This window comes from Paraburkholderia terricola (assembly GCF_003330825.1).
In the GTDB taxonomy this organism is placed as follows: domain Bacteria; phylum Pseudomonadota; class Gammaproteobacteria; order Burkholderiales; family Burkholderiaceae; genus Paraburkholderia; species Paraburkholderia terricola.
Genome location: NZ_CP024941.1, coordinates 2,978,686 through 3,002,452, shown reverse-complemented (window position 1 = coordinate 3,002,452; position 23,767 = coordinate 2,978,686). Strand labels below are relative to the sequence as shown.

Annotated in this window: 23 protein-coding genes; 14 read left to right on the top strand and 9 right to left on the bottom strand. The window is 64.5% G+C overall.

The genetic code is table 11. The annotated features are described in order from the left end of the window. Positions 1–41: 41 nt before the first annotated feature. Positions 42–365, bottom strand: coding sequence for a ferredoxin FdxA (gene fdxA, locus CUJ90_RS13335; RefSeq protein WP_006052862.1), 324 nt, complete (start codon positions 363–365; stop codon positions 42–44). 281 nt (positions 366–646) lie between these two features. Here fdxA and pncB point away from each other — a divergent pair, with 281 nt between their 5' ends. The 5 genes from pncB (at position 647) to CUJ90_RS13305 (ending at position 6,606) form a co-directional block, all read left to right on the top strand. Then, complete coding sequence (pncB, locus tag CUJ90_RS13325; protein WP_114162994.1) at positions 647–1,843, top strand: nicotinate phosphoribosyltransferase; 1,197 nt, start codon at positions 647–649, stop codon at positions 1,841–1,843. Positions 1,844–1,960: 117 nt separating this feature from the next. Beyond that, entirely contained in the window at positions 1,961–2,623 is a 663-nt protein-coding gene (locus CUJ90_RS13320) for a LutC/YkgG family protein (protein WP_114162993.1), read from the top strand. A gap of 63 nt (positions 2,624–2,686) precedes the next feature. After that, the gene (locus CUJ90_RS13315; protein ID WP_114163558.1) at positions 2,687–4,117 is read left to right on the top strand and encodes a sodium:proton antiporter; all 1,431 of its coding nucleotides are present in this window, start codon (positions 2,687–2,689) and stop codon (positions 4,115–4,117) included. A gap of 54 nt (positions 4,118–4,171) precedes the next feature. Continuing rightward, entirely contained in the window at positions 4,172–5,161 is a 990-nt protein-coding gene (locus CUJ90_RS13310; RefSeq protein ID WP_114162992.1) for a 2-hydroxyacid dehydrogenase, read from the top strand. Beyond that, the gene (locus tag CUJ90_RS13305) at positions 5,158–6,606 is read left to right on the top strand and encodes a DNA recombination protein RmuC (RefSeq protein WP_114162991.1); all 1,449 of its coding nucleotides are present in this window, start codon (positions 5,158–5,160) and stop codon (positions 6,604–6,606) included. The genes CUJ90_RS13310 and CUJ90_RS13305 overlap by 4 nt, the downstream gene beginning before the upstream one ends. A gap of 41 nt (positions 6,607–6,647) precedes the next feature. On the opposite strand, the gene CUJ90_RS13300 is transcribed toward CUJ90_RS13305, so the two are convergent. The 6 genes from CUJ90_RS13300 to CUJ90_RS13275 all read right to left on the bottom strand — a co-directional run bounded on the left by CUJ90_RS13300 (position 6,648) and on the right by CUJ90_RS13275 (position 14,097). Then, the gene (locus CUJ90_RS13300) at positions 6,648–7,136 is read right to left on the bottom strand and encodes a GNAT family N-acetyltransferase (protein ID WP_114162990.1); all 489 of its coding nucleotides are present in this window, start codon (positions 7,134–7,136) and stop codon (positions 6,648–6,650) included. Next, on the bottom strand, positions 7,136–7,411 hold the full coding sequence (locus CUJ90_RS13295) for a hypothetical protein (protein WP_073431778.1): 276 nt from the start codon (positions 7,409–7,411) through the stop codon (positions 7,136–7,138). Before CUJ90_RS13295 ends, CUJ90_RS13300 begins: the two co-directional genes overlap by 1 nt. 82 nt (positions 7,412–7,493) lie before the next feature. Continuing rightward, a complete protein-coding gene (moeA, locus tag CUJ90_RS13290) occupies positions 7,494–8,798 on the bottom strand; it encodes a molybdopterin molybdotransferase MoeA (RefSeq protein WP_114163557.1) in 1,305 nt (434 codons plus the stop codon). A gap of 74 nt (positions 8,799–8,872) precedes the next feature. After that, entirely contained in the window at positions 8,873–9,487 is a 615-nt protein-coding gene (gene mobA / locus CUJ90_RS13285) for a molybdenum cofactor guanylyltransferase MobA (protein ID WP_073431779.1), read from the bottom strand. 10 nt (positions 9,488–9,497) lie between these two features. Then, positions 9,498–10,607 carry a GTP 3',8-cyclase MoaA gene (moaA, locus tag CUJ90_RS13280; RefSeq protein ID WP_073431780.1) on the bottom strand — a complete coding sequence of 370 codons (1,110 nt, stop codon included), beginning with the start codon at positions 10,605–10,607 and terminating at the stop codon, positions 9,498–9,500. Positions 10,608–10,800: 193 nt separating this feature from the next. Next, positions 10,801–14,097: an Rne/Rng family ribonuclease gene (locus tag CUJ90_RS13275; RefSeq protein WP_114162989.1), complete on the bottom strand. Its 3,297-nt coding sequence runs from the start codon at positions 14,095–14,097 to the stop codon at positions 10,801–10,803. Positions 14,098–14,829: 732 nt separating this feature from the next. Here CUJ90_RS13275 and CUJ90_RS13270 point away from each other — a divergent pair. The 4 genes from CUJ90_RS13270 to CUJ90_RS13255 are packed head-to-tail and all read left to right on the top strand — an operon-like array spanning position 14,830 to position 17,935. Next, positions 14,830–15,855 (top strand): RluA family pseudouridine synthase, encoded by a 1,026-nt coding sequence (locus CUJ90_RS13270; RefSeq protein ID WP_114162988.1) that lies wholly within the window; start codon positions 14,830–14,832, stop codon positions 15,853–15,855. Continuing rightward, positions 15,848–16,507 carry an HAD-IA family hydrolase gene (locus CUJ90_RS13265; protein WP_073431783.1) on the top strand — a complete coding sequence of 220 codons (660 nt, stop codon included), beginning with the start codon at positions 15,848–15,850 and terminating at the stop codon, positions 16,505–16,507. The genes CUJ90_RS13270 and CUJ90_RS13265 overlap by 8 nt, the downstream gene beginning before the upstream one ends. After that, a complete protein-coding gene (locus CUJ90_RS13260; protein ID WP_083086578.1) occupies positions 16,504–16,905 on the top strand; it encodes a Rieske (2Fe-2S) protein in 402 nt (133 codons plus the stop codon). Before CUJ90_RS13265 ends, CUJ90_RS13260 begins: the two co-directional genes overlap by 4 nt. A 25-nt stretch (positions 16,906–16,930) precedes the next feature. Further along, the gene (locus CUJ90_RS13255; RefSeq protein WP_114162987.1) at positions 16,931–17,935 is read left to right on the top strand and encodes a S49 family peptidase; all 1,005 of its coding nucleotides are present in this window, start codon (positions 16,931–16,933) and stop codon (positions 17,933–17,935) included. Between the two features lie 57 nt (positions 17,936–17,992). Here the strand turns inward: CUJ90_RS13255 and CUJ90_RS13250 are convergent, their stop codons facing one another. After that, positions 17,993–18,712, bottom strand: a complete 720-nt coding sequence (locus CUJ90_RS13250; protein WP_073431786.1) for an SAM-dependent methyltransferase — start codon at positions 18,710–18,712, stop codon at positions 17,993–17,995. After that, positions 18,709–19,326 (bottom strand): Maf-like protein, encoded by a 618-nt coding sequence (locus CUJ90_RS13245; RefSeq protein WP_114163556.1) that lies wholly within the window; start codon positions 19,324–19,326, stop codon positions 18,709–18,711. The genes CUJ90_RS13250 and CUJ90_RS13245 overlap by 4 nt, the downstream gene beginning before the upstream one ends. Before the next feature lie 212 nt (positions 19,327–19,538). Between CUJ90_RS13245 and CUJ90_RS13240 the strand changes: the two genes are divergently transcribed. From CUJ90_RS13240 to fabD, 5 genes are all read left to right on the top strand, one after another. Beyond that, positions 19,539–20,183 (top strand): DUF177 domain-containing protein, encoded by a 645-nt coding sequence (locus CUJ90_RS13240; RefSeq protein WP_073431788.1) that lies wholly within the window; start codon positions 19,539–19,541, stop codon positions 20,181–20,183. A 101-nt stretch (positions 20,184–20,284) separates the two neighbouring features. Continuing rightward, complete coding sequence (rpmF, locus tag CUJ90_RS13235; protein ID WP_006051932.1) at positions 20,285–20,464, top strand: 50S ribosomal protein L32; 180 nt, start codon at positions 20,285–20,287, stop codon at positions 20,462–20,464. A 172-nt stretch (positions 20,465–20,636) separates the two neighbouring features. Next, positions 20,637–21,743, top strand: a complete 1,107-nt coding sequence (gene plsX, locus CUJ90_RS13225; RefSeq protein ID WP_073431789.1) for a phosphate acyltransferase PlsX — start codon at positions 20,637–20,639, stop codon at positions 21,741–21,743. Further along, positions 21,743–22,732 (top strand): beta-ketoacyl-ACP synthase III, encoded by a 990-nt coding sequence (locus CUJ90_RS13220; protein ID WP_114162986.1) that lies wholly within the window; start codon positions 21,743–21,745, stop codon positions 22,730–22,732. The genes plsX and CUJ90_RS13220 overlap by 1 nt, the downstream gene beginning before the upstream one ends. A gap of 80 nt (positions 22,733–22,812) precedes the next feature. Next, positions 22,813–23,748, top strand: coding sequence for an ACP S-malonyltransferase (gene fabD / locus CUJ90_RS13215; RefSeq protein WP_073431791.1), 936 nt, complete (start codon positions 22,813–22,815; stop codon positions 23,746–23,748). Positions 23,749–23,767: the final 19 nt, after the last annotated feature.

Genomic DNA, 23,767 nt, shown 5'->3' with positions numbered 1-23,767 from the left:
TTACGCGCCTGTCAATACCTTGTGCTTACGCGCCGCAACGCTCAGCGGACGAGCAGCGCGAGCTTTTCCTTCACGTCCTTGAACTCGTCGGCTTCCGGCAGCGGCGCTTTTGTCTTGGTGATGCTCGGCCAGTTCTTCGCCAGATCGGCATTCAGTTCGATGAAGTTCTGCTGGTCGCCCGGCACGTCTTCTTCGGCGTAAATGGCGTTCACCGGGCATTCGGCCACGCACACGGCGCAGTCGATACATTCGTCGGGGTCGATCGCGAGGAAGTTGGGACCTTCGCGAAAGCAGTCCACCGGGCACACATCGACGCAGTCGGTATAGCGGCACTTGATGCAGCTTTCGGTCACAACGTGAGTCATTCAGGCAGCTCCTGCATGCGGATCAGAGAACGGCGCCAAGCGCCAAAAGCGTTATTGTAACGTAACGTCAAGAGCCGCATGCAGCATCGGATAGCGCCTTTTATACGTTTTCGTGATTAGTTTATGGGCTCCGGCAAGAGCCGCCCGGCGGCGCGCTGAATGGGGGCGCATTCGGGTAACATGCATCAGTCGGCGCGCTCGGGGCGCGTCGCATGCGCATGGGCAAGTCGGGCCTTCCATGTCAGGCCTTCCGTTTCTATCGCGGTCCAGTTCGCACCATCATGATTATTACTTCGCTGCTCGACACCGATCTGTACAAGTTCACGATGATGCAAGTGGTGTTGCATCACTTTCCCGCGGCGAACGTGGAGTATCGCTTCCGCTGCCGTACGCCGAATGTCGATCTCGTGCCGTACATCGGCGAGATTCACGCCGAGATGCGCAAGCTGTGCCAACTGCGTTTCACCGACGACGAACTCGACTACTTGCGGCGCATGCGCTTCATCAAGGGCGATTTCATCGAGTTTCTCGCGCTGTTCCATCTGAACGAGAAATACATATCGATTGAACCGTCGCCCAAGGGCAATGGCGAAATCGACATCGAGATCAAGGGGCCGTGGCTGCACACGATCCTGTTCGAGATCCCGATGCTGGCGATCGTCAACGAGGTGTATTTCCGCAATACGCAGCAGGAGCCGGCCTACGGCGAAGGGCGCGGGCGCCTCGTCGACAAGATGAAACTGCTAGGCGCGCGCCCGGAATTCGCCGACTGCAAGATCGCCGACTACGGCACCCGCCGCCGTTTCTCGAAGCAGTGGCACGAAGAGGTGATCCTCACGCTGAAAGACGGTCTGGGCGAACAGTTCGCCGGCACCAGCAACGTCTTCTACGCAATGAAACACGGCCTCACGCCGCTCGGCACGATGGCGCATGAGTATTTGCAGGCATGCCAGGCGCTCGGGCCGCGGCTGCGCGACTCGCAAACCTTCGGCTTTGAAATGTGGGCGAAGGAATATCGCGGCGACCTGGGTATCGCGCTGTCCGACGTGTACGGCATGCAGGCGTTTCTGCGCGACTTCGACATGTACTTCTGCAAGCTGTTCGACGGCGCGCGTCATGATTCCGGCGACCCGTTCGACTGGGGCGAGCGTCTGCTCAAGCACTACGAGGCCAACCGCTGCGACCCGCGCACCAAGATCCTCGTGTTCTCCGACGCGCTCGACATTCCGAAGGTGCTGCAACTGTACGAGCGTTTCCGCGGGCGCTGCAAGCTGGCGTTCGGTGTAGGCACCAATCTGACCAACGACCTCGGTTATAACCCGCTGCAGATCGTCATCAAGATGGTTCGCTGCAACGGTCAGCCGGTGGCGAAGCTGTCCGATTCGCCGGGCAAGAACATGTGCGACGACAAAGCCTATCTCGCCTATCTGCGGCAGGTGTTCGGCATCGCGCAGCCGGCGGAAGAAGACGTGAATTAACGCGGTTCATACGCGGCTCCCACGCGCAGCCTGGCCGTTCGGCCAAGGTGTTCGCGCGCGGGGTGGCCGGTATAATTCTCGTCACATCGCACGGCTGTCGACACGAGGATCTCGCATATGGACACATCGATTGCCCGCCGCAACATCCTGGCGCGCATCCGCGCGGCGCAAGGGCGCGAGCCCGAGCCGTCCGCTTCCGAGCGCGAGGCAGCGGCGGACTATCTCGCGCGTCATCCGTTAGGCCCGCGCCCGGAGATGCCGGCCGATCTGAGCGCGCGCTTCATCGAGGAAGCGCAGAAAATGGCGACCACGGTCGACACGGTTCAGGCATTGAGCGAAGCGCCGGCCGCGGCGCATCGCTACCTCACGCAACATGCGTTGCCGCTGCAGGCGATCGCATGGCAAACGCTGCAGGATCTGCCGTGGGACGAAGCCGGTCTTGCCGTCGAGTTCCGCAAGCCGCGAGACGGCGACGTGGTCGGTCTTACCGGCTGCTTCTGCGCGACCGCCGAGACCGGCACGCTGGTCTTGCTGTCCGGGCCGCAGACCTATGCATCGGCGGGCCTGCTGCCGGAAACGCACATTGCGATCGTGCCGGCTTCGCGCATCGTCGCGGGACACGAAGAGGCATTCGCCTTGATCCGCAGCGAGCGCGGCGAACTTCCGCGCGCCGTCAATTTCGTCTCCGGGCCTTCGCGCACCGGCGATATCGAACAGACCATCGTGCTGGGCGCGCATGGACCTTACCGGGTCCATGTGATCGTCGTGCAGGGCGCCTGAGTGGGCGAGCGGCTGGCTTTCACGGCACCAGTCGCCGTCCGTCATGACAAGGACTTCAAGAATATGAAACGGCATGCCGTGTCGGCGAGCATGATGTTCGCCGCCGTACTGACGCTCGCGGGTTGGCCTCAACTCGCCAGCGCCGCGACGCTCGAGGGCGCGACCTTGTCGGCGCTATGGGGTCTGCCGTTCGCCGGCGTGTTGCTGTCGATCGCGGCGTTTCCACTGCTCGCCCCAAGGTTCTGGCATCACCATTTCGGCAAGATCACGGCAGCGTGGGCGCTTGTGTTTCTCGTGCCGTTCGCGCTCACGTTCGGCGCGGGCGTCGCGCTCGGCACGCTGGTGCATCAGTTGCTCGAGGAATACATTCCGTTCATCGTGTTGCTGAGCGCGCTCTACACGGTGGCGGGCGGCATCTGCGTGCGCGGCAATCTGCATGGCACGCCGCGCCTGAACACGGCGATTCTTGCGCTCGGCACCGTCCTCGCCAGCATCATGGGCACCACCGGCGCCGCGATGCTGCTGATCCGCCCTTTGCTGCGCGCCAACGACAACCGCAAGCACGTCGTTCACGTCGTGGTGTTCTTCATCTTCCTGGTGGCGAACGCGGGTGGTTCGCTCTCGCCGTTGGGCGACCCGCCGCTTTTTCTCGGCTTCCTGCAAGGCGTGAGTTTCTTCTGGACCACCACGCATCTCGCGCTGCCCATGCTGTTCGTTTGCAGCGTGTTGCTCGCCGGATTTTATGCACTGGACTCGTACTATTTTCATCGGCGCGAGGAAGAGCGCTCGCGCTTTCTCGATCCCACACCGGACTCGCCGTCGCTCGGCATGGACGGCAAGATCAATTTTCTGTTTCTGGCCGCGGTGGTCGCGCTGGTGCTGATGAGCGGGCTGTGGAAGCCGGGCGTGACGTTCGACGTATTCGGCACGCACGTCGCCTTGCAAAATGCGGTGCGCGACATCGCGCTAATCGGCGTCACGCTGCTCTCGCTGGCATTCACGCCGCGTGCGGCTCGCGCGGGCAACGATTTCAACTGGGCGCCGATCGAAGAGGTCGCCAAGCTGTTCGCCGGTATCTTCCTGACCATCGCGCCGGTCATCACGATCCTGCGCGCGGGCGAGGCCGGCGCCTTCGCTGGCATCGTCCATCTGGTCAACGACTCGGCCGGTCAGCCGCACGACGCGATGTATTTCTGGGCGACGGGTCTGTTGTCTTCGTTTCTCGACAATGCGCCGACCTACCTGGTGTTCTTCAACCTGGCCGGCGGCGATGCGCAAACGCTCATGACCACCGGCGCCACCACGCTCGCCGCGATTTCGGCCGGCGCGGTGTTCATGGGCGCGAACACGTATATCGGCAATGCGCCGAACTTCATGGTGAAAGCGATCGCGGAGTCGCGCGGCGTTCGCATGCCAGGTTTCTTCGCGTATCTGGGCTGGTCCGGCGCGGTGTTGTTGCCGCTCTTCGTCGTGACAGGATGGCTCTTTTTTTGACGCAGGCTTTGACGCCGAGACAGTCGAGCTCGACGCGCTATTCGGAGAATTGCAATGCAGAAGATCCTCGTCGCCCGTCCGATCTTTCCCGATGTGATCGAACGGCTCAAGCAGTATTTCGACGTCGACTGGAATCAGGGCGACGTATTGCCCGCCGATGAATTCACGCGCCGTCTCGCTGATAGGGACGGCGCGCTGACCGCGGGCGATCCGGTCGGCGCGGCGGTGCTCGCGGCGGCGCCGCGTTTGCGCGTGGTGTCGAACATGGCGGTGGGCTACAACAACTTCGACATGGCGGCGTTCAACGCGGCGAACGTGCTCGGCACCAATACGCCGGACGTGCTGAACGAATCCACCGCCGATTTCGGCTGGGCGCTGATGATGGCGGCGGCACGCCGCATCGCCGAATCGGAGCATTGGCTGCGCGCGGGCAAATGGGAGAAGTGGGCGTACGACGCGTTTCTCGGCGGCGATCTGCACGGTTCCACGCTCGGCGTGATCGGCATGGGCCGGATCGGCCAGGCGCTGGCGCGGCGCGCGAAAGGCTTCAACATGCAGGTGATCTATCACAACCGTTCGCGCGTCGCGCCGGAGATCGAAGCCGAGTTGAATGCCGAATACGTGTCGAAGCAGGACTTGCTGCGGCGTGCCGATCACGTCGTGCTCGTGTTGCCGTACACGCAGGAAAATCATCACACGATCGGCGCGGCCGAACTCGCGCTCATGAAGCCGAGCGCGACGCTCACCAACATCGCGCGCGGCGGGATCGTCGACGACGCGGCGCTGGTCGAGGCGCTGCGCTCGAAACAGATCGCGGCGGCCGGTCTCGATGTATTCGAAGGCGAGCCGAAGCTGAATCCCGACCTGCTGACGGTGCCGAATGTCGTGCTGACCCCGCACATCGCCAGCGCGACCGAAGCCACGCGCCGCGCGATGGCGAATCTCGCCGCGGACAATTTGATCGCGGCGCTGGGCGAAGGCCCGCGCGCCGGCCGGCCGCCGAACCCGATCAATCCCGAGGTCATCGGCCGGGCGCGCTCATGACAATGCTTCTGGTGGCGGCCGTCGCGGTGCTGGCGATCGCCTTGGTGATCGCATTGGCGTTGTTGATGCGCGGGCAAGGCCGCGTCGACGAGCGCGAGCAGTTCGAGTTGCTTGGCGAACGTATCGACGCCGCCGCCGATGCGCAGGCGCACGCTTACGAGCGGCTCGAACGGCAACTGCGCAACGACATCACCGAGACGGCGCGCGTGTCGCGTGCCGAGCAGAGCGGCGGCTTCGCGCACTTTCAACAAACGCTGGCCTCGCAGTTCAGCAGTATGACGACGGTGCAGGGCGGCAAGATCGACGGCTTCGCGCAGCAACTCGACGCGGTGCGTCACAGCCTGCAGCAGCAGGCGCAACAGGCGCGCGACGAACAGGCCCGAACGCTCAGGCAGTTCGGCGAGACGCTGAGCTTGCAACTCGGGCAGCTCACCGAGGCGAACGATCGCCGCTTCGTCGAGGTGCGCGCGACCATCGAACAGCGGCTGAAGGATATCGAAGCGAACAACTCGACCAAGCTCGAGGAAATGCGCCGCACCGTCGACGAAAAATTGCACGCCACGCTGGAACAGCGCCTCGGGGAATCGTTCAAGCTGGTGTCCGACCGGCTCGAACAGGTGCATCGCGGGCTGGGTGAAATGCAGACGCTGGCTGCCGGCGTCGGCGATCTGAAGAAGGTGCTCACCAACGTCAAGACGCGCGGCACATGGGGCGAGGTGCAGCTCGAGGCCCTGCTCGAACAGATGCTCACCGCGGACCAGTACGCGAAAAATGTCGCGACCGTGCCGAAGAGCGCCGAGCGCGTCGAATTTGCGATCAAGCTGCCGGGGCGGGCCGAGCAGGGGGACGCGGCCACGCCGGTCTGGTTGCCGGTCGACGCCAAGTTTCCGCGCGAAGACTACGAGCGCCTGATCGAAGCGCAGGAGCGTGCCGATCCGATCGCGGTGGAAGAGGCGTCGCGCGCGCTCGAAGCGCGCATTCGCGCCGAGGCGCGCAGCATCGCGGAGAAATACGTGTCGCCGCCGTACACCACCGATTTCGCGCTGCTGTTCCTGCCGACCGAAGGCCTGTACGCGGAGGTGCTGCGCCGGCCGGGTCTCACCGATCTGCTGCAACGCGACTATCGCGTGACGATCGCCGGTCCGACCACGCTCACCGCATTGCTCAATAGTTTGCAGATGGGTTTTCGCACGCTCGCAATCGAGCGGCGTTCGAGCGAGGTGTGGCAGGTGCTCGGCGCGGTAAAAACAGAGTTCGGCAAATTCGGCGACGTGCTGGCGAGGACCAAGGCGCAGTTGGAAACCGTCACGCGTTCGATCGAAGCCGCAGAGACGCGCACTCGCGTCATGACCCGCAAGCTGCGCGATGTCGAGGCGCTGCCGGGCGAAGAGGCGAGCGGTTTGCTCGGTGATGCGTTATCGGGCGTGGAGTCCGAGGAGCACTGAGGTGGTTGGGGCGCTCCTTCGGCTTGGGACGTGGCGCTGAGTCAGGCCGCCACTCCTTGGGCCAGCCGTTCGAGCGCCTCCCCCGTCAGCCGCACGACACGCCAATCCGGCATGACCGTCGCGCCTATTTTTTCGTAGAAGCTGATGGCCGGCTGGTTCCAGTCCAGCACGGTCCATTCGAATCGCCCGCACCGCCGTTCCACGGCCAATGCCGCGAGACGCCGCAACAGCGCCGTGCCCAGACCGCTGCCGCGTTGGCTCGGTTGCACGTAAACGTCTTCGAGATACAGCCCGCGCTTGCCGACGAAACTCGAGTAATTGTGGAAGAACAGCGCATAGCCGACGATGCGACCTTCGTTTTCGGCCACCAGCGCCTCGATCGAGGGCCGCGCGCCGAACAGCGCGTCACGCAAACCGTCTTCCGTCGCGGCAAAGATGTGCGTGAGCTTTTCGAATTCCGCCAGTTCGTACGCCAGCGCGAAGATCGCGCCGGTGTCCGCCGGCGTGGCGGGGCGGATCGTTGCGGACATCAGGCTTCTTCCGGCACGTCGGTCAATTGGATTTCGATGCCGCCGAAGCGCGAAGCCACCCAGTTGTACGCGTGGCATGCGATCCACAACAAGATGAAACCGAGGATCGCATTGAGCAGCAGCGCGCTGAACACCGTGCTCAGTTCCACCGAGCCGTACCGGATGAACGCGACGAGCACGCCCAGCAGCACGATCGGCACCGAGAAGGTCAGGTAAACAAGGATGAGCGCTTTGGCCGTTTGTCCCGGTGCGATGAACGAGATCTGTTTTTTCATGTAAGTCAAACCCGTATATGTCGTAGTGGTAATGGGTACAGCTGCAAATGACCGGTAATGGACGCCTTCGGCGGGCGAGGCGTCAGATGAGGCCGTCGAACAACATGATAGCGACGCGTTCTCCCTCGGCAATGTCGCCTTCATCGTGCCCGAGCACGATGAAACAATTCGCCTCGCTCATCGAACTCAGCACGCCGGAGCTTTGCGAACCGGTTGGCGTGACGTGCCATTGCCCCTGCGCGTCTCGTGCGGCGACGCCGCGCTGGAATTCGGTGCGCCCGGCGCGCTTGCGGATCGCCTGGCGGCTGGCGGCGTGAATGACCGGCAGCGGCTGCGGCGTTGCGCCCGACATCAGCAACAGCGCCTCGCGCACGATCTGATAGAACGTCACCATCACGGCGACCGGGTTGCCCGGCAAACCGAAGAATAGCGCGGGAAGCCCGAGCCCCGGTCGCTCGCCGGACCAGACGCGGCCGAAAGCGAGCGGCCGGCCGGGTCGCATTGCCAGGTTCCAGAAGGCGACGTCGCCGAATGTCTGCAGCAGTTGTTTGGTGAAATCCGCCTCGCCGACCGAGACGCCGCCCGAGGTCAACACCACGTCGGCGCTGGCCGCGGCGCTGCGCAGCGCGGCCTTGAGCGCGGCAGGCTCGTCGCGCACCACGCCGAGATCGAGCGTGTCCATGTTCAGGCGCCGGAGCATCGCGAACAGCGTGTAGCGGTTGCTGTCGTAGACGGAACCCGGGTCGAGCGGTTCGCCGAGCGAGCGCAATTCGTCGCCGGTCGAGAAGAAGGCGACGCGCAAGCGCCGCCGCACGTTGACTTCCCCGATGCCAAGCGACGCCAGCAGGCCGAGATCCGACGCCCGCATGATGCGCCCGGCGCGCAGTGCCGCATGACCGCGCGCGAGGTCTTCACCGGCGCGGCGCCGGTTGGCGCCGGCGGCGACGGCATTCGCCGCGAAGCGGATCGAGGCGGCGTCGGCGGCCCGTTCGACGAGCTCCTGCGGCACCACCGTGTCGCAGTCCGCCGGCATCGAGGCGCCCGTCATGACGCGCACGCATTGCGTCGCCGCATCCACGCGGCCCGCGAACGGATGCCCGGCCAGCGCCTTGCCGACGATCGCCAACTCGACGGCGGACGCATTGCTTGCCAGCGCCGCGCGGTTGAACGCGTAGCCGTCCATCGCGGAGTTGTCGTGCGAGGGGACGTCGATCGGCGACACGATATCGGCGGCCAGCACGCGGTCGAGCGCGTCGCGCAACGGCACGCGTTCGATTGCCGTGACCGGCGTCGCCCACTGCCGGACGATCGCCTGGGCGGCCGAAACCGGTAGCGCGTGGGGATCGTACTGCGCGACGCAGCGGGAAAATTCGTTAAGCGTGGTCATGAAGAGCTGGACGTCGCGGCCGAAGGCGGGAGCGGCTGTTGCCGTGCGGCCGGAGCGGGATTTCAACCGGGGCCTCAATGACGCTCGAGGTCGGCGAGTTCTTGTAACGAATTGATATTGTAAAACGCGCGCTCGTCGGTAAAGGCGACTTCCACCGTCTTGTGGCGCGCGTACCACGCGCGCACCTTGCGCTCACCGGCGTCCAGAAAGGCGGACAGGTCGTCCGCGAGATCGGTGCGCAGCAACGCGAACACCGGATGAAGGGAGACTTGACCTTGCGCGTCGCAGGTCGTGACCGTGGCGATGTCGGCCTCGCTCGAATCGAGCGCGTGCGCGAGGCGGGTGCCGAGGTCGTCGGGCAGGCCAGGCGTGTCGCACGGCGCGCTGAGCACGTAAGCGCTGCCGGCCGCGCGCAGCCCCGCGAGCAGCCCGGCCAGCGGGCCGGGAAAGCCGGGCAGGGTATCGGCCACTACCGTGGCGCCGAACGGCGCGCCAAGCGCGGCGTACGCCTCGGGATGACGATTGGCGCTGATCAGCAGCGCGCCGGCTTGCGGTGCGAGGCGCTTCAGCACATGCGCGGCGAGCGGTTCGCCATGCAGCGCCTGCAGACCCTTGTCGGCACCGCCCATGCGCATGCCGCGGCCGCCGGCGAGCACCAGCCCCGTGATGTGTTCGCGGCCTGGCTTCATGCGCCGCGGCTCAACCGCCGATGTACGACATTTCCACGCGGCGGCCTTCCTGCGCGTGGGGTTCGGCTGCGCTGCTGCCGCGCAGTTGCGAATAACGATCGCCGCGGCTTTGCCAGATTTCGGCGACGGCGGTGGCGATCTCGACGTCGCTCGCCCCGGCGCGCAGCAACGCACGCAGATCGTGACCGGACGATGCAAACAGGCACAGATACAGCTTGCCCTCAGTCGATAGACGCGCTCGCGTGCAACTGCCGCAAAAGGCGCGCGTCACACTCGAAATCACGCCGATCTCGCCGCTGCCGTCGGCATAACCCCAGCGCTGGGCGGTCTCGGCAGCGCTGTGCGCTTCGAGCGGCACGAGCGGGAAATGCTCGGCAATGCGCGCGACCACGTCGGCGGACGGCAGCACCTCGGTCATGTTCCAGCCGTTCGAACTGCCGACATCCATGTATTCGATGAAGCGCAGCACCGCGCCGGAGCCTTTGAAATGGCGCGCCATCGGCAAGATTTCGCTGTCGTTGGTGCCGCGCTTGACCACCATGTTGACCTTGACCGGCGCGAGGCCGACCGCTTGCGCCGCGGCGATGCCCTCCAGCACGTCCGCCGCGGCGAAGTCGGCGTCGTTCATGCGGCGAAACAGCGTGTCGTCGAGCGCGTCGAGACTCACGGTCACGCGGCTCAGGCCGGCGTCTTTCAGGCTTTGCGCTTTGCGCGCGAGCAGCGAGCCGTTGGTGGTCAGCGTCAGATCGAGCGGGCGGCCTGCCGGCGTGGAGAGCCGCGCGAGCCGTTCGATCAGGAATTCGAGGTTTTTACGCAGTAGCGGCTCGCCGCCCGTGAGCCGGATTTTCTCGACGCCATGCGCGACGAAGAGCCGCGCGAGGCGCTCGATTTCCTCGAAGCTCAGCAACGCGCTGTGCGGCAGGAACGCGTAGTCCTTATCGAACACGGCGCGAGGCATGCAGTAGACGCAGCGGAAATTGCAGCGGTCCGTCACCGAAATGCGCAGGTCGCGCAGCGGCCGGGCGAGCGTATCGTGCAACGCGCCGCTGGGCGCCTGCGCCGGGCCGGAGATGACCGGTACCGCGCTGAGATCGGCAACAGGGATGATGCGTCGGGACATGAATGGCCTGGCTCGGTACTGGAATGAAAAGCGGCCTGTTCATTCTATCGGAAATGCATTGCGCGACTGATGGAGCCCTGGCGCCTCTGCGGGTATACGGGGAGCCGCGTCCGGCGCGGTGTCCAGCCTGCTTTCCTCGCGCATAAAAAAAGCCCGCCGATGAAGGCGGGCTTTTCGAGGACGAAGGGGCGGCTTACTGCGTGTGCTTGCCCGTTTCCACTTGTTGCATCGGCGCGCTATCGAGCGGCGGCAACGGCTTGCGCTCGCGCACCACGCGGGCCGGCTTGGCGGCCTGCGCAGCGGCTTCCTGCGCTGCGCGCAGCTTCTCAGCGTCGGTGTTCACCCAGACGAGACCGGCTTGTTCCAGCGCCGGTTTTAGGGCTTCCGCCGACACGGCGCCATTGCGTACCGCGTGCGGAGCCTGTGTCGCCAACGGTGCGGCGGCGACAGGCGCCTCGGCCGCCGCGGGTTTCGCAGGTTCCGCCGGTTCCGCCGCCGGCGTAACCGCTGCCACGATCGGCTGCGGTTCGACGATCTCGGCTTGCGGCGCCGGCTCGGCGGCCGGCGTCTCGACCACTGCGGCCGGAGCCACGGTTTCCACCGGAGCCGGTGCGGCTTGCGCCTCGGCAGCCGGAGCCGGTGCGGGCGTTTCAGCCTGCGCCTGAACCGGAGCTTCGGCACGTGCGACCGGTTCGACCAGCGAAACGGTTTCACTTGCGGCCGGCGTCGCTTGCGCGGCTTCAACGGGTGCCGCGGCGGCTTGCGCAACCGGCGTTTCCGTTGCCGGTTCGATTGCCGCCGGTGCCGCCGGCGCCTCTGCGACCGGAACGACCGTTTCGGTCCTGGCGGCCTTCTCGGCGGCCAGAGCCGGCGTCTCGGTTGCCGCGTGCAGTTCGCTCACCACAGCCGACTCAGTGGCGACAGCTGCGACCACGACTTCCACCGGCGTCACCTGCTTCGCTTCGCCGGCTTCGGCGCTGACTTCAGCCTTATGCTCGACTGGCTGATGCGTCGTGCGCACCGGCGCTTCGTCGGTCACGCTGACGTTTTGGCCTTCAGCTTCCGCGACATCGGCGGCCAGATTGCCGTTCACGTCTTCTTCACGCTCACGACGGCCACCGCGACGGCCGCGACGGCGACGACGGCGCTCTTCACCTTCACGCGCCACCGCTTCCTGATCGACCGGCGCACCGCTTTCACCCAGCGCGACCTGCTTTTGCGCCAGTTCTTCCGCCGCTTGCGCGTCCGGCTGCGTCGTTAGCGCATCCGTGGTTTCCGCTTGCTGCTTGCGGCGCTCGCCGCGTTCGACACGCTCGCCCCGTTCACGGCGTTCGCCGCGCTCCGGACGCTCGCCCCGCGGTGCGCCTTCGACGGTTTCCGCGCGCTCGGCGCCGCGATTGTCGCGGTCACGGTTTTCACGGCCCTCGCGACCTTCGCGCGGCTCACGGCCTTCGCGGCCGGCACGCGGTTCACGCGGCTCACGTGCTTCACGCGGCTCACGGCCCTCGCGTGCCTCGCGGCCTTCACGCGGTTCGCGTTCCTCGCGACGCGCCGACGGCTGTTGCCCTTGAGCCTGACGGCCGCCGCCCGTGCCTTCGCCACGGCTCGCCGCATCGCGGCCGGCTGCGCCGCCACGGCGATTGCGGTTGCGATCGCCGCCGCGTTCGCCGGTGCGCTCACCGCGCTCCGTACGCTCGCCGCGTTGCGGACGCGCTTGCTTCTCGGCGGTGGCCGGCGCCGCGGGCGCCGGGGCTGCCGGCTGCATGCCGAACAGATTTTTCAGCCAGCCGATGAAGCCGCCGCCAGCGGGCGTCACCGCGACCGGAGCCGGGGCTGTCGCCACCGGGCGAACCGGCGCGCTCGGCGCGGGCTTCTCCGGCGTGATGCCCTTGACCGCCGCTTCCTGCTTCGGCTTCACTTCCTCGGTGCGCTTGCTGTAACCGGTTTCCGATTCCAGTTCGCGGGCCGCTTCCTCGGCCATCTTCCACGAAGCGCGCGGTTCGTCGAGGCGTGCATCGTCGTGACGCAGGCGCTCCAGCTTGTAGTGCGGCGTGTCGAGGTGCTTGTTCGGCACCAGCACGACGTTGACTTTGAAGCGCGACTCGATCTTGTTGATTTCCGAGCGCTTTTCGTTCAACAGGAAGGCGGTGACCTCGACCGGCACCTGGCAGTGGATCGCCGCGGTGTTCTCCTTCATCGCTTCTTCCTGAATGATCCGCAGCACTTGCAGCGCGGACGATTCGGTATCGCGGATGTGGCCCGTGCCGTTACAGCGCGGGCAGGTCACGTGGCTGCCTTCCGACAAGGCCGGGCGCAGACGCTGGCGCGACAGTTCCATCAGGCCGAAGCGCGAGATCTTGCCCATCTGGACGCGCGCGCGGTCGTGCTTCAAGGCGTCTTTCAGGCGCTGTTCGACTTCGCGCTGGCTCTTGGCCGATTCCATGTCGATGAAGTCGATCACGATCAGGCCGCCCAGGTCGCGCAGGCGCAACTGGCGGGCCACTTCGTCGGCGGCTTCGAGGTTGGTGCGCGCGGCGGTTTCCTCGATGTCGGCGCCCTTCGTGGCGCGCGCCGAGTTCACGTCGATCGCGACCAGTGCTTCCGTGTGGTCGATCACGATCGCGCCGCCCGAGGGCAGCGGCACCGTGCGCGAGTACGCCGTTTCGATCTGGTGTTCGATCTGGAAGCGCGAGAAGAGCGGCACGTCGTCGTGATACCGCTTCACCTTGCTGACATTGTCGGGCATCACGATGTCCATGAAGGCGCGGGCCTGGTCATGGATTTCGGTGGTGTCGATCAGGATTTCGCCGATATCGGGCTGGAAGTAGTCGCGAATCGCGCGGATCACGAGGCTCGATTCGAGATAAATCAGCATCGGCTGGCCGGCCGAACCGCTTTGCGACGCGGCTTCGATCGCGCGCCACAATTGCATCAGGTAGTTCAGGTCCCACTGCAGTTCTTCGGCGGAACGGCCGATGCCGGCCGTGCGCGCGATGATGCTCATGCCTTCCGGCAACTGCAACTGCGCCATGGTTTCGCGCAGTTCCTGACGGTCGTCGCCTTCGATACGGCGCGATACGCCGCCGCCGCGCGGGTTGTTCGGCATCAAAACGAGATACCGCCCGGCGAGCGAGATGAACGTGGTGAGGGCCGCGCCCTTGTTGCCGCGCTCTTCCTTTTCGACCTGAACGATCAGTTCCTGACCTTCTTTCAGGGCGTCCTGGATGCGCGCGGAGCGCATGTCGACGCCGTCGCGGAAGTACTGGCGGGCGACTTCCTTGAACGGCAGAAAACCGTGGCGGTCTTCGCCGTAGTTGACGAAACAGGCTTCGAGCGATGGCTCGATGCGGGTAATGATGCCCTTGTAAATATTGCCTTTGCGCTGTTCGCGGCCGGCGGTTTCGATGTCGATGTCGATGAGTTTTTGCCCATCGACGATGGCGACGCGCAGTTCTTCCTGCTGCGTCGCATTGAACAACATGCGTTTCATTGAACGGCTCCAGAGCGGCTTAGCCTGGCCCCTGGCCGCGCGGTTGTCAGTCGCGAGAGCGCAGGGGGCAACGGCATGCCGCGCCTTATTGTGTTTTCACAAGCACGCTGGAGCGGGAAAATTGGCGGGAGAATTGCCTGAGAGGGCCCGGCCCATTGAACATGGGCGCGGTGCCGCAGGGCACATGCGAACACGGCTTCAAATAACGACCCGACACGCCGCGGGTTCTGCCAGCAGACCTTCATAAGCCATTCGTCCACTCGCGCCGGTGCGCCGACTGGGCGCGTGACCGGAGGGTCGAAGGCTGCGGTCATGCCGCAACGGGAAGTTCGCGCAAGCGGCGCGTCTTTTCCTGCTGGGGGTGTCTCGCCTCATTTTGACGTCGCCATGTCTTGTACTTTCTACAAGACGCCTTGGGCGCACGCCGTATTTTCGCAACCGGCAGCTTCGTACAACAGGGCGTCAGACCGCCCGATACCGAAGCTGAAAGTTAAATTCTTTTTTACCAAAATTCCGTTACCGTCGAAGCCGACCTTGACCGAACGCGCCTGTGGGCGCCGTCCCTGCCGGGCACTGACTTCGTGCGTGCAACTTGTTGCATCTCATTTTGAGGGTGAGCAACCAGACCCCGGCGCAAGTAAAATAACGGTTTATCGCTTGCACCCGCGCAATCCGCCCGAATTCCGGACACTGCGCCGGCCGCCGCAGACTGCTGGGCAAATTATATTCAGAATGAAAGAGTTAGGCAAAATATCCCAGAAATCGGTCGCAAGCGACCAGGTCTCGATGATCGAGATCGACGACAGTGCGGCCGGACAGCGCATCGACAATTTCCTGTTGCGCGTCTGTAAAGGCGTGCCGAAAAGCCATATTTACCGCATCCTGCGCAGCGGGGAAGTGCGGGTCAACAAGGGCCGGATCGACGCGCAGTACCGTCTCGAGCTTGGCGACCTGGTGCGCGTGCCGCCCATTCGGGTCGCCCAGCACAATGAGCAGATCACGCAAGCGGCGGTGCCGTCGGCGCAGTTCAGGATCATTTTCGAGGACGAGCATCTGCTGGTCATCGACAAACCGGCCGGCGTGGCGGTGCATGGCGGCAGCGGTGTCGCCTTCGGCGTGATCGAACAGATGCGCGAGACGCGGCCGCAGGCGAGATTTCTCGAACTGGTGCATCGGCTGGATCGCGAGACCTCCGGCATCCTGATGCTCGCGAAGAAGCGCGCCGCGCTCGTCGATCTGCACGAGCAGATTCGCGAGAACCGGATGGATAAGCGCTACTATGCGTGCGTTCACGGCGATTGGGCGAGCGATTGGGGCCGCCGCCGCGCGGTCAAGGAACCGCTGCACAAGTACCTGACAGCAGACGGAGAGCGGCGCGTGCGGGTGCAGGCGGATGGCCTCGCGTCGCACACGGTCTTCAATCTGATCGATCGCTGGCCGGAATACGCGCTGCTCGAGGCGGAACTGAAAACCGGCCGCACGCACCAGATTCGCGTGCATTTGCAGCATCTGGACCTGCCGATCGTCGGCGACGCCAAATACGGCGACTTCGCGCTGAACAAGGCGCTGGCGCGCGCCAACGCCAGGCCGGGCTTGAAGCGCATGTTCCTGCATGCCTGCCGGCTCAAGCTCACGCACCCGGCAACCGGCGCGCCGCTGCAACTGGAGGCGCCGTTGCCGGCCGAGTGCCGCAGCTTCATCGCGCAGCTCAACGAATTACGAAATGGGTCACACCCGGAGACGTCCACGCATGGCTAGAGAGCAATTTGACCTGATCGTCTTCGACTGGGACGGGACGCTGATGGATTCGACCGCTCACATTACGCGCAGCATCCAGGCGGCGTGCCGCGACCTGGGCTTGCCCGTGCCGGCCGACGAGGCCGCGAGCTACGTCATCGGTCTCGGGCTGCGCGACGCGCTGCAAATCGCCGCGCCCACGCTCGATCCGGTGGAGTATCCGCGTCTGGCCGAGCGCTACCGCTTCCATTATCTGGTCAAGGATCAGACCACCGAGCTGTTCGTCGGCGTGCGCGAGATGCTGCAGGAATTGCGCGACCAAGGTTATCTGCTGGCCGTGGCGACGGGCAAGAGCCGCGTCGGGCTGAACCGCGCGCTCGACCAGTCGCGCCTGACCAGCCTGTTCGACGGCACGCGCTGCGCGGACGAGACCTTTTCTAAACCGCATCCGGCCATGCTGCACGAACTCACGCGCGAACTGGGGCAGGACCCGCTGCGCACAGTGATGGTCGGCGATACCACGCACGATCTGCAAATGGCGATCAATGCAGGCGTCGCCGGCATCGGCGTGACTTACGGCGCGCATCCGGCGGGCTCCTTGAGCGCTTTGTCGCCGAAATTCGTCGCCTCCAGCGTCAGTGTGCTGTCTGGTTGGCTGCGAGAGAACGCATGAGTGCGGGCGTGGCGGAGGCGGCGCAAGCTGTCCGCGTGTGCGCCGCTGACGAACTGTTGGACGGCGGCGCTGGCGTGCGCCGCGCCGCGCGGCTCGCGAACGACGAGGTCGTGGTGTTTTTCGTTCGCTACGACGGCCGCGCCTACGGTTATCTGAACCGCTGCGCCCACGTGCCCATGGAGCTCGACTGGGCCGAGGGACAGTTCTTCGAATCGTCAGGTTTATACTTGATGTGCGCTACACATGGCGCGATTTACGCGCCCGATACGGGCAAATGCGTCGGTGGCCCCTGCCGCGGCGGCAGATTACGCCCCGTCCAAGTGGAAGAACGCGATACGCCCGAAGGCCGTGCCGTATTCTGGCTGCCGGACGGCGAACTGCGCCCCCTCACGCCCTGATTCCCTTCTCTTTCCATTGCACCGCATGTCCGACAATTTGACTCCCGAGCCGAAGGAACCCTCCCTGACTGGCCGCCCCCGTACCTCCGCCGATGCGCCGGGCTGGGAGCGCGCCGCGCTCGAACGCATTGCGCTCGCGGCGATCCACGAACAGCGCGCGGCGCGCCGCTGGAAGATCTTCTTCCGTTTCATCTTTCTGGCCGTCGTGCTGCTCGCCGTCCGGGGTCTGTTCGATTTTTCCGGCGACAAGGTTGCCGTCGCCGGACGCCACACGGCGATGATCGCACTCGACGGCGAAATCTCCGCCGACACCACCGCGAACGCCGAAGACGTTGCAACCGCCTTGCGAAGCGCGTTCAACGACTCCGGCACGGCCGGCGTGATCCTGCGCTGCAACAGTCCGGGCGGAAGTCCGGTGCAGGCGGGCATCATTTATAGCGAGATTCGCCGGTTGCGCGCCAAGCATCCGTCCACTCCGCTGTACGTCGTGGTGGGAGATATGTGCGCGTCCGGCGGTTACTACGCGGCCGCGGCGGCCGACAAGATCTACGTGGACAAGGCGAGCATCGTCGGCTCGATCGGCGTGCTGATGGACAGCTTTGGCTTCACCGGCCTGATGGACAAGCTGGGGGTCCAGCGGCGACTGCGCACGTCCGGTGAGAACAAGGGCTTTTTTGATCCGTTCTCGCCGGAAACGCCGAAGATGGATCAGCATGCGCAGGAGTTGCTCGACCAGATTCATGCGCAGTTCATCGAGGCGGTGCGCGAGGGCCGCGGCAAGCGCCTTCATGAAACGCCGGACATGTTCTCGGGCCTGTTCTGGACGGGTCAGAAAAGTGTCGAACTGGGTCTTGCCGACGGTTTTGGCGACGCCAATTTCGTCGCACGCGACATCATCAAGGCGCCGGATATCGTCGACTACACGGTGAAGGAAAGCATCACGGACCGCGTCGCGCGGAAGTTCGGCGCGGCGGTCGGCAGCGGCGCCGTGCATGCGATGGCGTTGGGCGGGAAGTTCAACCTGCGGTGATTCGTCGTGGAAAAAGCCCTGCGCAATGCGATTGCGCAGGGCTTTTGCGTGCGGGCCTCAAACGGCCAGAATGAGGAAGATTGCTGGCCGCTTGTGCAGATCGAGCGCTGACTTCTTCTTCCAGTCGGCCACGCTGTGGCTGGCGATGGTTTCCGTCTCCAACGTCAGATCGACTGCGACGCAAACGAGCGTCGACGGCGCGCACGTCGCCAGCACGGTGTCCAGCAGCGCACGATTCCGATATGGCGTTTCGATAAAAATCTGCGTTTGCTTACCCTTGCGCGATTGCAGTTCGAGTTCCCTCAGGCGCTTGGCCCGCTCGGTGGGCTCGACCGGCAAGTAGCCGTGAAACGCAAAACTCTGGCCGTTCAGGCCGGAAGCCATCAAGGCCAGCAGAATCGAACTGGGTCCGACAAACGGCACGACTTTCACGCCGCGCTCATGCGCGCGGCGCACCAGCAGCGCGCCAGGGTCCGCGACCGCCGGACAGCCGGCTTCGGAGACGAGGCCCGCGTCGGTGCCGGCCAGGAGCGGCGCGAGCAGCTTGTCGATCTCGCCAGCCGGCGTGTTGACGTTCAGTTCGCGAATTTCGATTTCCTGAATCGGCCGTTCGGTGCCGACTTTCTTCAGGAAAGCGCGGGTGGTTTTCGCGTTTTCGCCAATGTAATAGTGCAACGACGCCGCGCGGGCGCGCACCGGCGCCGGCAGGACGGCGTCGAGCGCGTCAGCGTCGCCTTCGCCGAGCGTGTTCGGGATCAGATAAAGCGTGCCGGTCATTGCGCCCCCAGGAGTGGAAAGTCCACCGCGAGCAGCATGCGCGACAGTGCGATCAACGGCAGGCCGACGAGTGCCGTCGGGTCGTCGGAATGAATGGCCTCGAGCAACGCGATGCCGAGTCCCTCGGATTTTGCGCTGCCCGCGACGTCGTAAGGCGTTTCCGCCCGCAGATAGGCGTCCAGCGCGGCGTCCGGCAGATCGCGGAACCGCACGCGGGTCATCACGTCGGCCGTCTGCGCTGCTGCCGAGCGGCTATCGAACAGGCACAGCGCGCTGTGGAACAGCACTTCGCGGCCGCGCATCGCCCGCAACTGCGCGAGCGCCTTTTCGTGCGTGCCGGGTTTGCCGATCTGCAAGCCGTCGTAGGTGGCGACCTGGTCCGAACCGATTACGAGCGCGGCCTCGCCGGCGGGGAGTCCCGCCGCCACCGCGCGAGCCTTCGCCTCGGCGAGCCGCAGCGCGGTGATGTCGGGTGTTTCGCCAGCGAAGGGTGTTTCGTCGATTGCGGGCACGGCGACGTCGAACGGCACGCGCAGGCGTTCCAGCAGTTCGCGGCGATACGGCGAACTGGACGCCAGAATCAGGCGCGGCGGGCGATTGGGGGAATCTGGCATGGTCAACCAACGGCTAGAGAGGCGGGACGTACGGGCTTGCGCGGAACTCGCGCGTGTACGGGCTTAAGTGTTTGACTCAAAAAGACAAAACGGATATGATTTTGGGCTTTTCATCGGTATGCTATTGCGCGGGCGGGCTTTTTTACAGAGTTCGCGGGCTGCAATATAAACCCGGTTATCCCGGCGAAATCCTTGCCGACGCAGGAGCGCACATGACTCAACATCCTGGCAACCCTGCTGGTCTGTCCGACCCGCATGAGCTCGATCTGTTCGAATTTGCGCGGAGTGGGCGGCAGGCCGCAGGTGTCGTGCGCGTCTCGCAACTGCCGCGCATGTTAAACGAAGTCCCGGCAGAAGCGCCAGATCGCGATACCGCGTTCACCTGGCAAGCCGAAGGGGCGACGCAGCCGGAATTGCAGGATGACGGCACCGAGGGTCCCCAGCCTTATTTGAGGATGGCGGTTCACGGCGCGGCATGGCTCGAATGTCAGCGGTGCATGACACCGTATTCGCAGGCGTTCAATGTCGATGCAACTTACCGGATCGTCAGCACCGAGGCGGAAGCCGAAGAGTTTCCGCTCGACGAGGATGAAGTCGAGGTGATCGTCGGCTCGCGCCAGTTCGATCTCATCGACTTGATCGAAGAAGAGTTGCTGCTTTCCTTGCCGCTCGTGCCCAAGCACGAGGTCTGCCCCGAAGTGCACGAGAGCCTCGTCTCTGGTGTGGCCGGTGCGGAAGGCGAGGGCGACGAGAGCGCGCAGGACGAGGCTGATGCGGGCGGCGAACCCGAACGGCCCAATCCGTTCGCGGCGCTCAAGGATCTCAAGCGCGGCGAGCCGGACGACAAGAAGCACTGATCAGTTGCATGGGAGCGCGATACGGGCGTATTGGCCATTTGGCCAGTGGCGGAGACCGGATCGGGCTGTGTTAGAATTCGGAAAATTTTTAGGAGTTAGTCATGGCAGTTCAACAAAATAAGAAGTCGCCGTCGAAGCGCGGCATGCACCGTTCGCACGATTTCCTGACGGCAGCGCCGTTGGCAGTGGAGCCGAGCACGGGCGAAGTGCATCTGCGTCACCACGTTAGCCCGAACGGCTACTATCGCGGCAAGAAAGTCGTCAAGACGAAGAACGACTAATCGTTTCACTGCGTTGCGCCCCTTGGCGTTTCGCGTGGCGATCGGCTCGCTTGACATTTTCCCGGCTCGGCAAAAAGGCGGCATTCAACTGCCGCTTTTTTGTGTCGATCGCAGTTGGCGCTTTGGCACCTGCCGCGATCCCAAGCAGGGTGCCTGAAATTCGTCGCACTCCATGACAGTAAAGCTCACGATAGATTGCATGGGAGGCGACCACGGCCCGTCCGTGACCGTTCCCGCTGCCGTCAGCTTCGTTCGTTCGCATCCCGACGCGCAACTGCTGCTCGTCGGCATTGAAACTGCGATTCGTGCGCAGCTCAAGAAGCTGAAGGCTCAGGACCTGCCGGCGCTGACCGTCGTGCCCGCTTCCGAGATCGTCGCCATGGACGATCCGGTCGAAGTCGCGCTGCGCAAGAAAAAAGACTCGTCCATGCGCGTGGCGCTCAATCGCGTCAAGGAAGGCGAGGCGCAAGCCTGTATTTCCGCTGGCAACACGGGCGCGCTGATGGCGGTCTCGCGCTACGTGCTGAAAACGCTCTCGGGCATCGAACGCCCGGCGATCGCGTCGGCATTGCCCAATCCCAATGGCTACACGATGATGCTCGACCTGGGCGCCAACGTCGACTGCGAGCCGCAGCATCTGCTGCAGTTCGCGGAGATGGGGCACGCGCTCGTGTCGGCGCTTGAGGGCCGCGACCGGCCCACCATCGGCCTGCTCAACATCGGTGAAGAAGTCATCAAGGGCAACGACACCATCAAACGTGCCGGCGAATTGCTGCGCGCGAGTACACTTAACTTTCACGGCAACGTTGAAGGCAACGACATCTTCAAGGGCACGGTCGACGTGATCGTCTGCGACGGTTTTGTCGGCAACGTCGCGCTCAAGACGTCGGAAGGCCTCGCGCAGATGCTCTCCAACATCATCAAGGAAGAGTTCGGCCGTTCGTGGCTCACGAAGGTGATGGCGGTGCTCGCATTGCCGGTGTTGATGCGCTTCAAGAAGCGCGTCGATCATCGGCAATACAATGGGGCCGCGCTGCTCGGCTTGCGCGGGCTGGTCATCAAAAGCCACGGTTCGGCGGACGCCTATGCGTTTGAGTGGGCTATCAAACGCGGGTATGATGCCGTCAAAAACGGCGTGCTGGAACGCCTTGCGCGAGCAATGGAGGAGAACGCGGGTTCTCTGGAACAGGCCGCGCGCGAAGCAAGCGGTGCGGGTCACGCAAGCCCGATCGCAGGCCAGCCGGCCGAGCCCTACGCTGCGCAATCCTCGAAGGCATAATGGCTCAATCGACAATTTATTCCCGCGTGCTGGGCACCGGCAGCTACCTGCCACCCGCGCGCGTCACCAATCAGGATCTGGCGGACCGTCTCGCCAGGCAGGGCGTCGAGACGAGCGACGAATGGATCGTTGCCCGCACGGGCATCCACGCGCGCCACTTCGCGGAGCCTGACGTCACCACCAGCGATCTGGCGTTGTTCGCCTCGCAGCGCGCGATCGAGGCGGCCGACATCGATCCGCAGTCCATCGATCTGATCATTGTTGCAACGTCCACGCCCGACTTCGTGTTTCCGAGTACCGCGTGTCTGTTGCAAAACAAGCTCGGCATCAAGAACCACGGCGCCGCGTTCGACGTACAGGCGGTCTGTTCCGGCTTCGCCTATGCGGTCGCGATGGCGGACAGCCTGATTCGCGGCGGCCAGCATCGCACGGCACTGGTGGTCGGCGCGGAAACCTTCTCGCGCATTCTCGATTTCAACGACCGCACCACCTGCGTGCTGTTCGGCGACGGCGCGGGCGCGGTGATTCTGCAAGCGTCCGAAGAACCGGGCGTACTCGCTAGCGCATTGCATGCGGACGGCAGCTATTCGAACATTCTTTGCACGCCGGGTAACGTGAACGGCGGCATAGTGGCCGGCAGCGCGTTTCTTCATATGGACGGTCAGGCGGTATTCAAGCTCGCCGTCAACGTGCTCGAAAAGGTCGCGGTCGAGGCGCTCGAGAAAGCCAATCTGTCGGCCGAGCAGATCGATTGGCTGATTCCGCATCAGGCCAATATCCGCATCATGCAAAGCACCTGCCGCAAGCTCCACTTGCCGCAGGAACGCATGGTCGTCACGGTGGGCGAGCACGGCAACACGTCGGCTGCGTCCATTCCGCTTGCATTCGACGTCGCAGTGCGCGACGGCCGCATCAAGCGCGGCCAGAACGTGCTGATCGAAGGCGTCGGCGGCGGCTTCACCTGGGCCGCGTCGGTTATCCGCTACTGATAGCGACGACGAACCACGGGCGCCGTTTGCGGCGCCGTCCGCGGCTACCCACATCTGATCAAACCGATTTTGGGGACGATATGAAATTTGCGTTCGTTTTTCCTGGGCAAGGCTCGCAGTCGGTCGGCATGCTCAATGCATTCGCCGATCACGCGGTCGTGCGTGAAACGGTTCAGGAAGCATCCGACGCGCTCAATCAGGACATCGGCAAACTGATCGCCGAGGGTCCCGCCGAAGATCTCAATCTCACCACCAACACGCAACCCGTCATGCTCATCGCGGCATACGCGATTTATCGCGCATGGCAGGCGGCGGGCGGTCCCAAACCCGCGATCGTCGCTGGTCACAGCCTCGGCGAATACACGGCGCTGGTCGCGGCCGGCGCGCTCGCGTTTCGCGATGCCGTGCCGCTCGTGCGTTTTCGCGCGCAAGCCATGCAAACGGCGGTGCCCGTCGGTGAGGGCGGCATGGCCGCGATTCTCGGCCTCGACGACGACGCGGTGCGCGCGGTGTGCGCGGAAGCGTCGGTGGCGGGCGTCGTCGAGGCGGTCAATTTCAATGCGCCGGCGCAAGTCGTGATCGCCGGTCACAAGGCCGCGATCGAAAAAGCTTGTGAGATCGCGAAGGCGAAGGGCGCAAAGCGCGCATTGCCGCTGGCGGTGTCGGCGCCGTTCCACTCGTCGCTGCTCAAGCCGGCGTCGGATCAATTGCGGGAATATCTGGCAAGCGTCAATGTGCAAGTGCCGTCGATTCCCGTAATCAACAACGTCGACGTCGCGGTGGTCAACGAACCGGCCAAAATCAAGGATGCGCTGGTGCGTCAGGCGGCCGGCGCGGTGCGTTGGGTCGAAAGCGTTCAGGCGATGGCGGCGCAGGGCGTCACGCATGTGATCGAATGCGGGCCGGGCAAGGTCCTTGCGGGATTGACCAAGCGAATCGACGGCAACCTGGTCGGCGCGTCGGTGTTCGATCCGGCCTCGCTCGACGAGACGCTCAAGCTGGTAACGGCGGGCTGATCGCCGCGTCATCACCGCC

Excerpts from the sequence above, each read along its gene's own strand:
- fdxA (WP_006052862.1), bottom strand. The coding sequence starts at position 365 with ATGACTCACGTTGTGACCGAAAGCTGCATCAAGTGCCGCTATACCGAC.
- pncB (WP_114162994.1), top strand. The coding sequence starts at position 647 with ATGATTATTACTTCGCTGCTCGACACCGATCTGTACAAGTTCACGATG.
- CUJ90_RS13320 (WP_114162993.1), top strand. The coding sequence starts at position 1,961 with ATGGACACATCGATTGCCCGCCGCAACATCCTGGCGCGCATCCGCGCG.
- CUJ90_RS13315 (WP_114163558.1), top strand. The coding sequence starts at position 2,687 with ATGAAACGGCATGCCGTGTCGGCGAGCATGATGTTCGCCGCCGTACTG.
- CUJ90_RS13310 (WP_114162992.1), top strand. The coding sequence starts at position 4,172 with ATGCAGAAGATCCTCGTCGCCCGTCCGATCTTTCCCGATGTGATCGAA.
- CUJ90_RS13305 (WP_114162991.1), top strand. The coding sequence starts at position 5,158 with ATGACAATGCTTCTGGTGGCGGCCGTCGCGGTGCTGGCGATCGCCTTG.
- CUJ90_RS13300 (WP_114162990.1), bottom strand. The coding sequence starts at position 7,136 with ATGTCCGCAACGATCCGCCCCGCCACGCCGGCGGACACCGGCGCGATC.
- CUJ90_RS13295 (WP_073431778.1), bottom strand. The coding sequence starts at position 7,411 with ATGAAAAAACAGATCTCGTTCATCGCACCGGGACAAACGGCCAAAGCG.
- moeA (WP_114163557.1), bottom strand. The coding sequence starts at position 8,798 with ATGACCACGCTTAACGAATTTTCCCGCTGCGTCGCGCAGTACGATCCC.
- mobA (WP_073431779.1), bottom strand. The coding sequence starts at position 9,487 with ATGAAGCCAGGCCGCGAACACATCACGGGGCTGGTGCTCGCCGGCGGC.
- moaA (WP_073431780.1), bottom strand. The coding sequence starts at position 10,607 with ATGTCCCGACGCATCATCCCTGTTGCCGATCTCAGCGCGGTACCGGTC.
- CUJ90_RS13275 (WP_114162989.1), bottom strand. The coding sequence starts at position 14,097 with ATGAAACGCATGTTGTTCAATGCGACGCAGCAGGAAGAACTGCGCGTC.
- CUJ90_RS13270 (WP_114162988.1), top strand. The coding sequence starts at position 14,830 with ATGAAAGAGTTAGGCAAAATATCCCAGAAATCGGTCGCAAGCGACCAG.
- CUJ90_RS13265 (WP_073431783.1), top strand. The coding sequence starts at position 15,848 with ATGGCTAGAGAGCAATTTGACCTGATCGTCTTCGACTGGGACGGGACG.
- CUJ90_RS13260 (WP_083086578.1), top strand. The coding sequence starts at position 16,504 with ATGAGTGCGGGCGTGGCGGAGGCGGCGCAAGCTGTCCGCGTGTGCGCC.
- CUJ90_RS13255 (WP_114162987.1), top strand. The coding sequence starts at position 16,931 with ATGTCCGACAATTTGACTCCCGAGCCGAAGGAACCCTCCCTGACTGGC.
- CUJ90_RS13250 (WP_073431786.1), bottom strand. The coding sequence starts at position 18,712 with ATGACCGGCACGCTTTATCTGATCCCGAACACGCTCGGCGAAGGCGAC.
- CUJ90_RS13245 (WP_114163556.1), bottom strand. The coding sequence starts at position 19,326 with ATGCCAGATTCCCCCAATCGCCCGCCGCGCCTGATTCTGGCGTCCAGT.
- CUJ90_RS13240 (WP_073431788.1), top strand. The coding sequence starts at position 19,539 with ATGACTCAACATCCTGGCAACCCTGCTGGTCTGTCCGACCCGCATGAG.
- rpmF (WP_006051932.1), top strand. The coding sequence starts at position 20,285 with ATGGCAGTTCAACAAAATAAGAAGTCGCCGTCGAAGCGCGGCATGCAC.
- plsX (WP_073431789.1), top strand. The coding sequence starts at position 20,637 with ATGACAGTAAAGCTCACGATAGATTGCATGGGAGGCGACCACGGCCCG.
- CUJ90_RS13220 (WP_114162986.1), top strand. The coding sequence starts at position 21,743 with ATGGCTCAATCGACAATTTATTCCCGCGTGCTGGGCACCGGCAGCTAC.
- fabD (WP_073431791.1), top strand. The coding sequence starts at position 22,813 with ATGAAATTTGCGTTCGTTTTTCCTGGGCAAGGCTCGCAGTCGGTCGGC.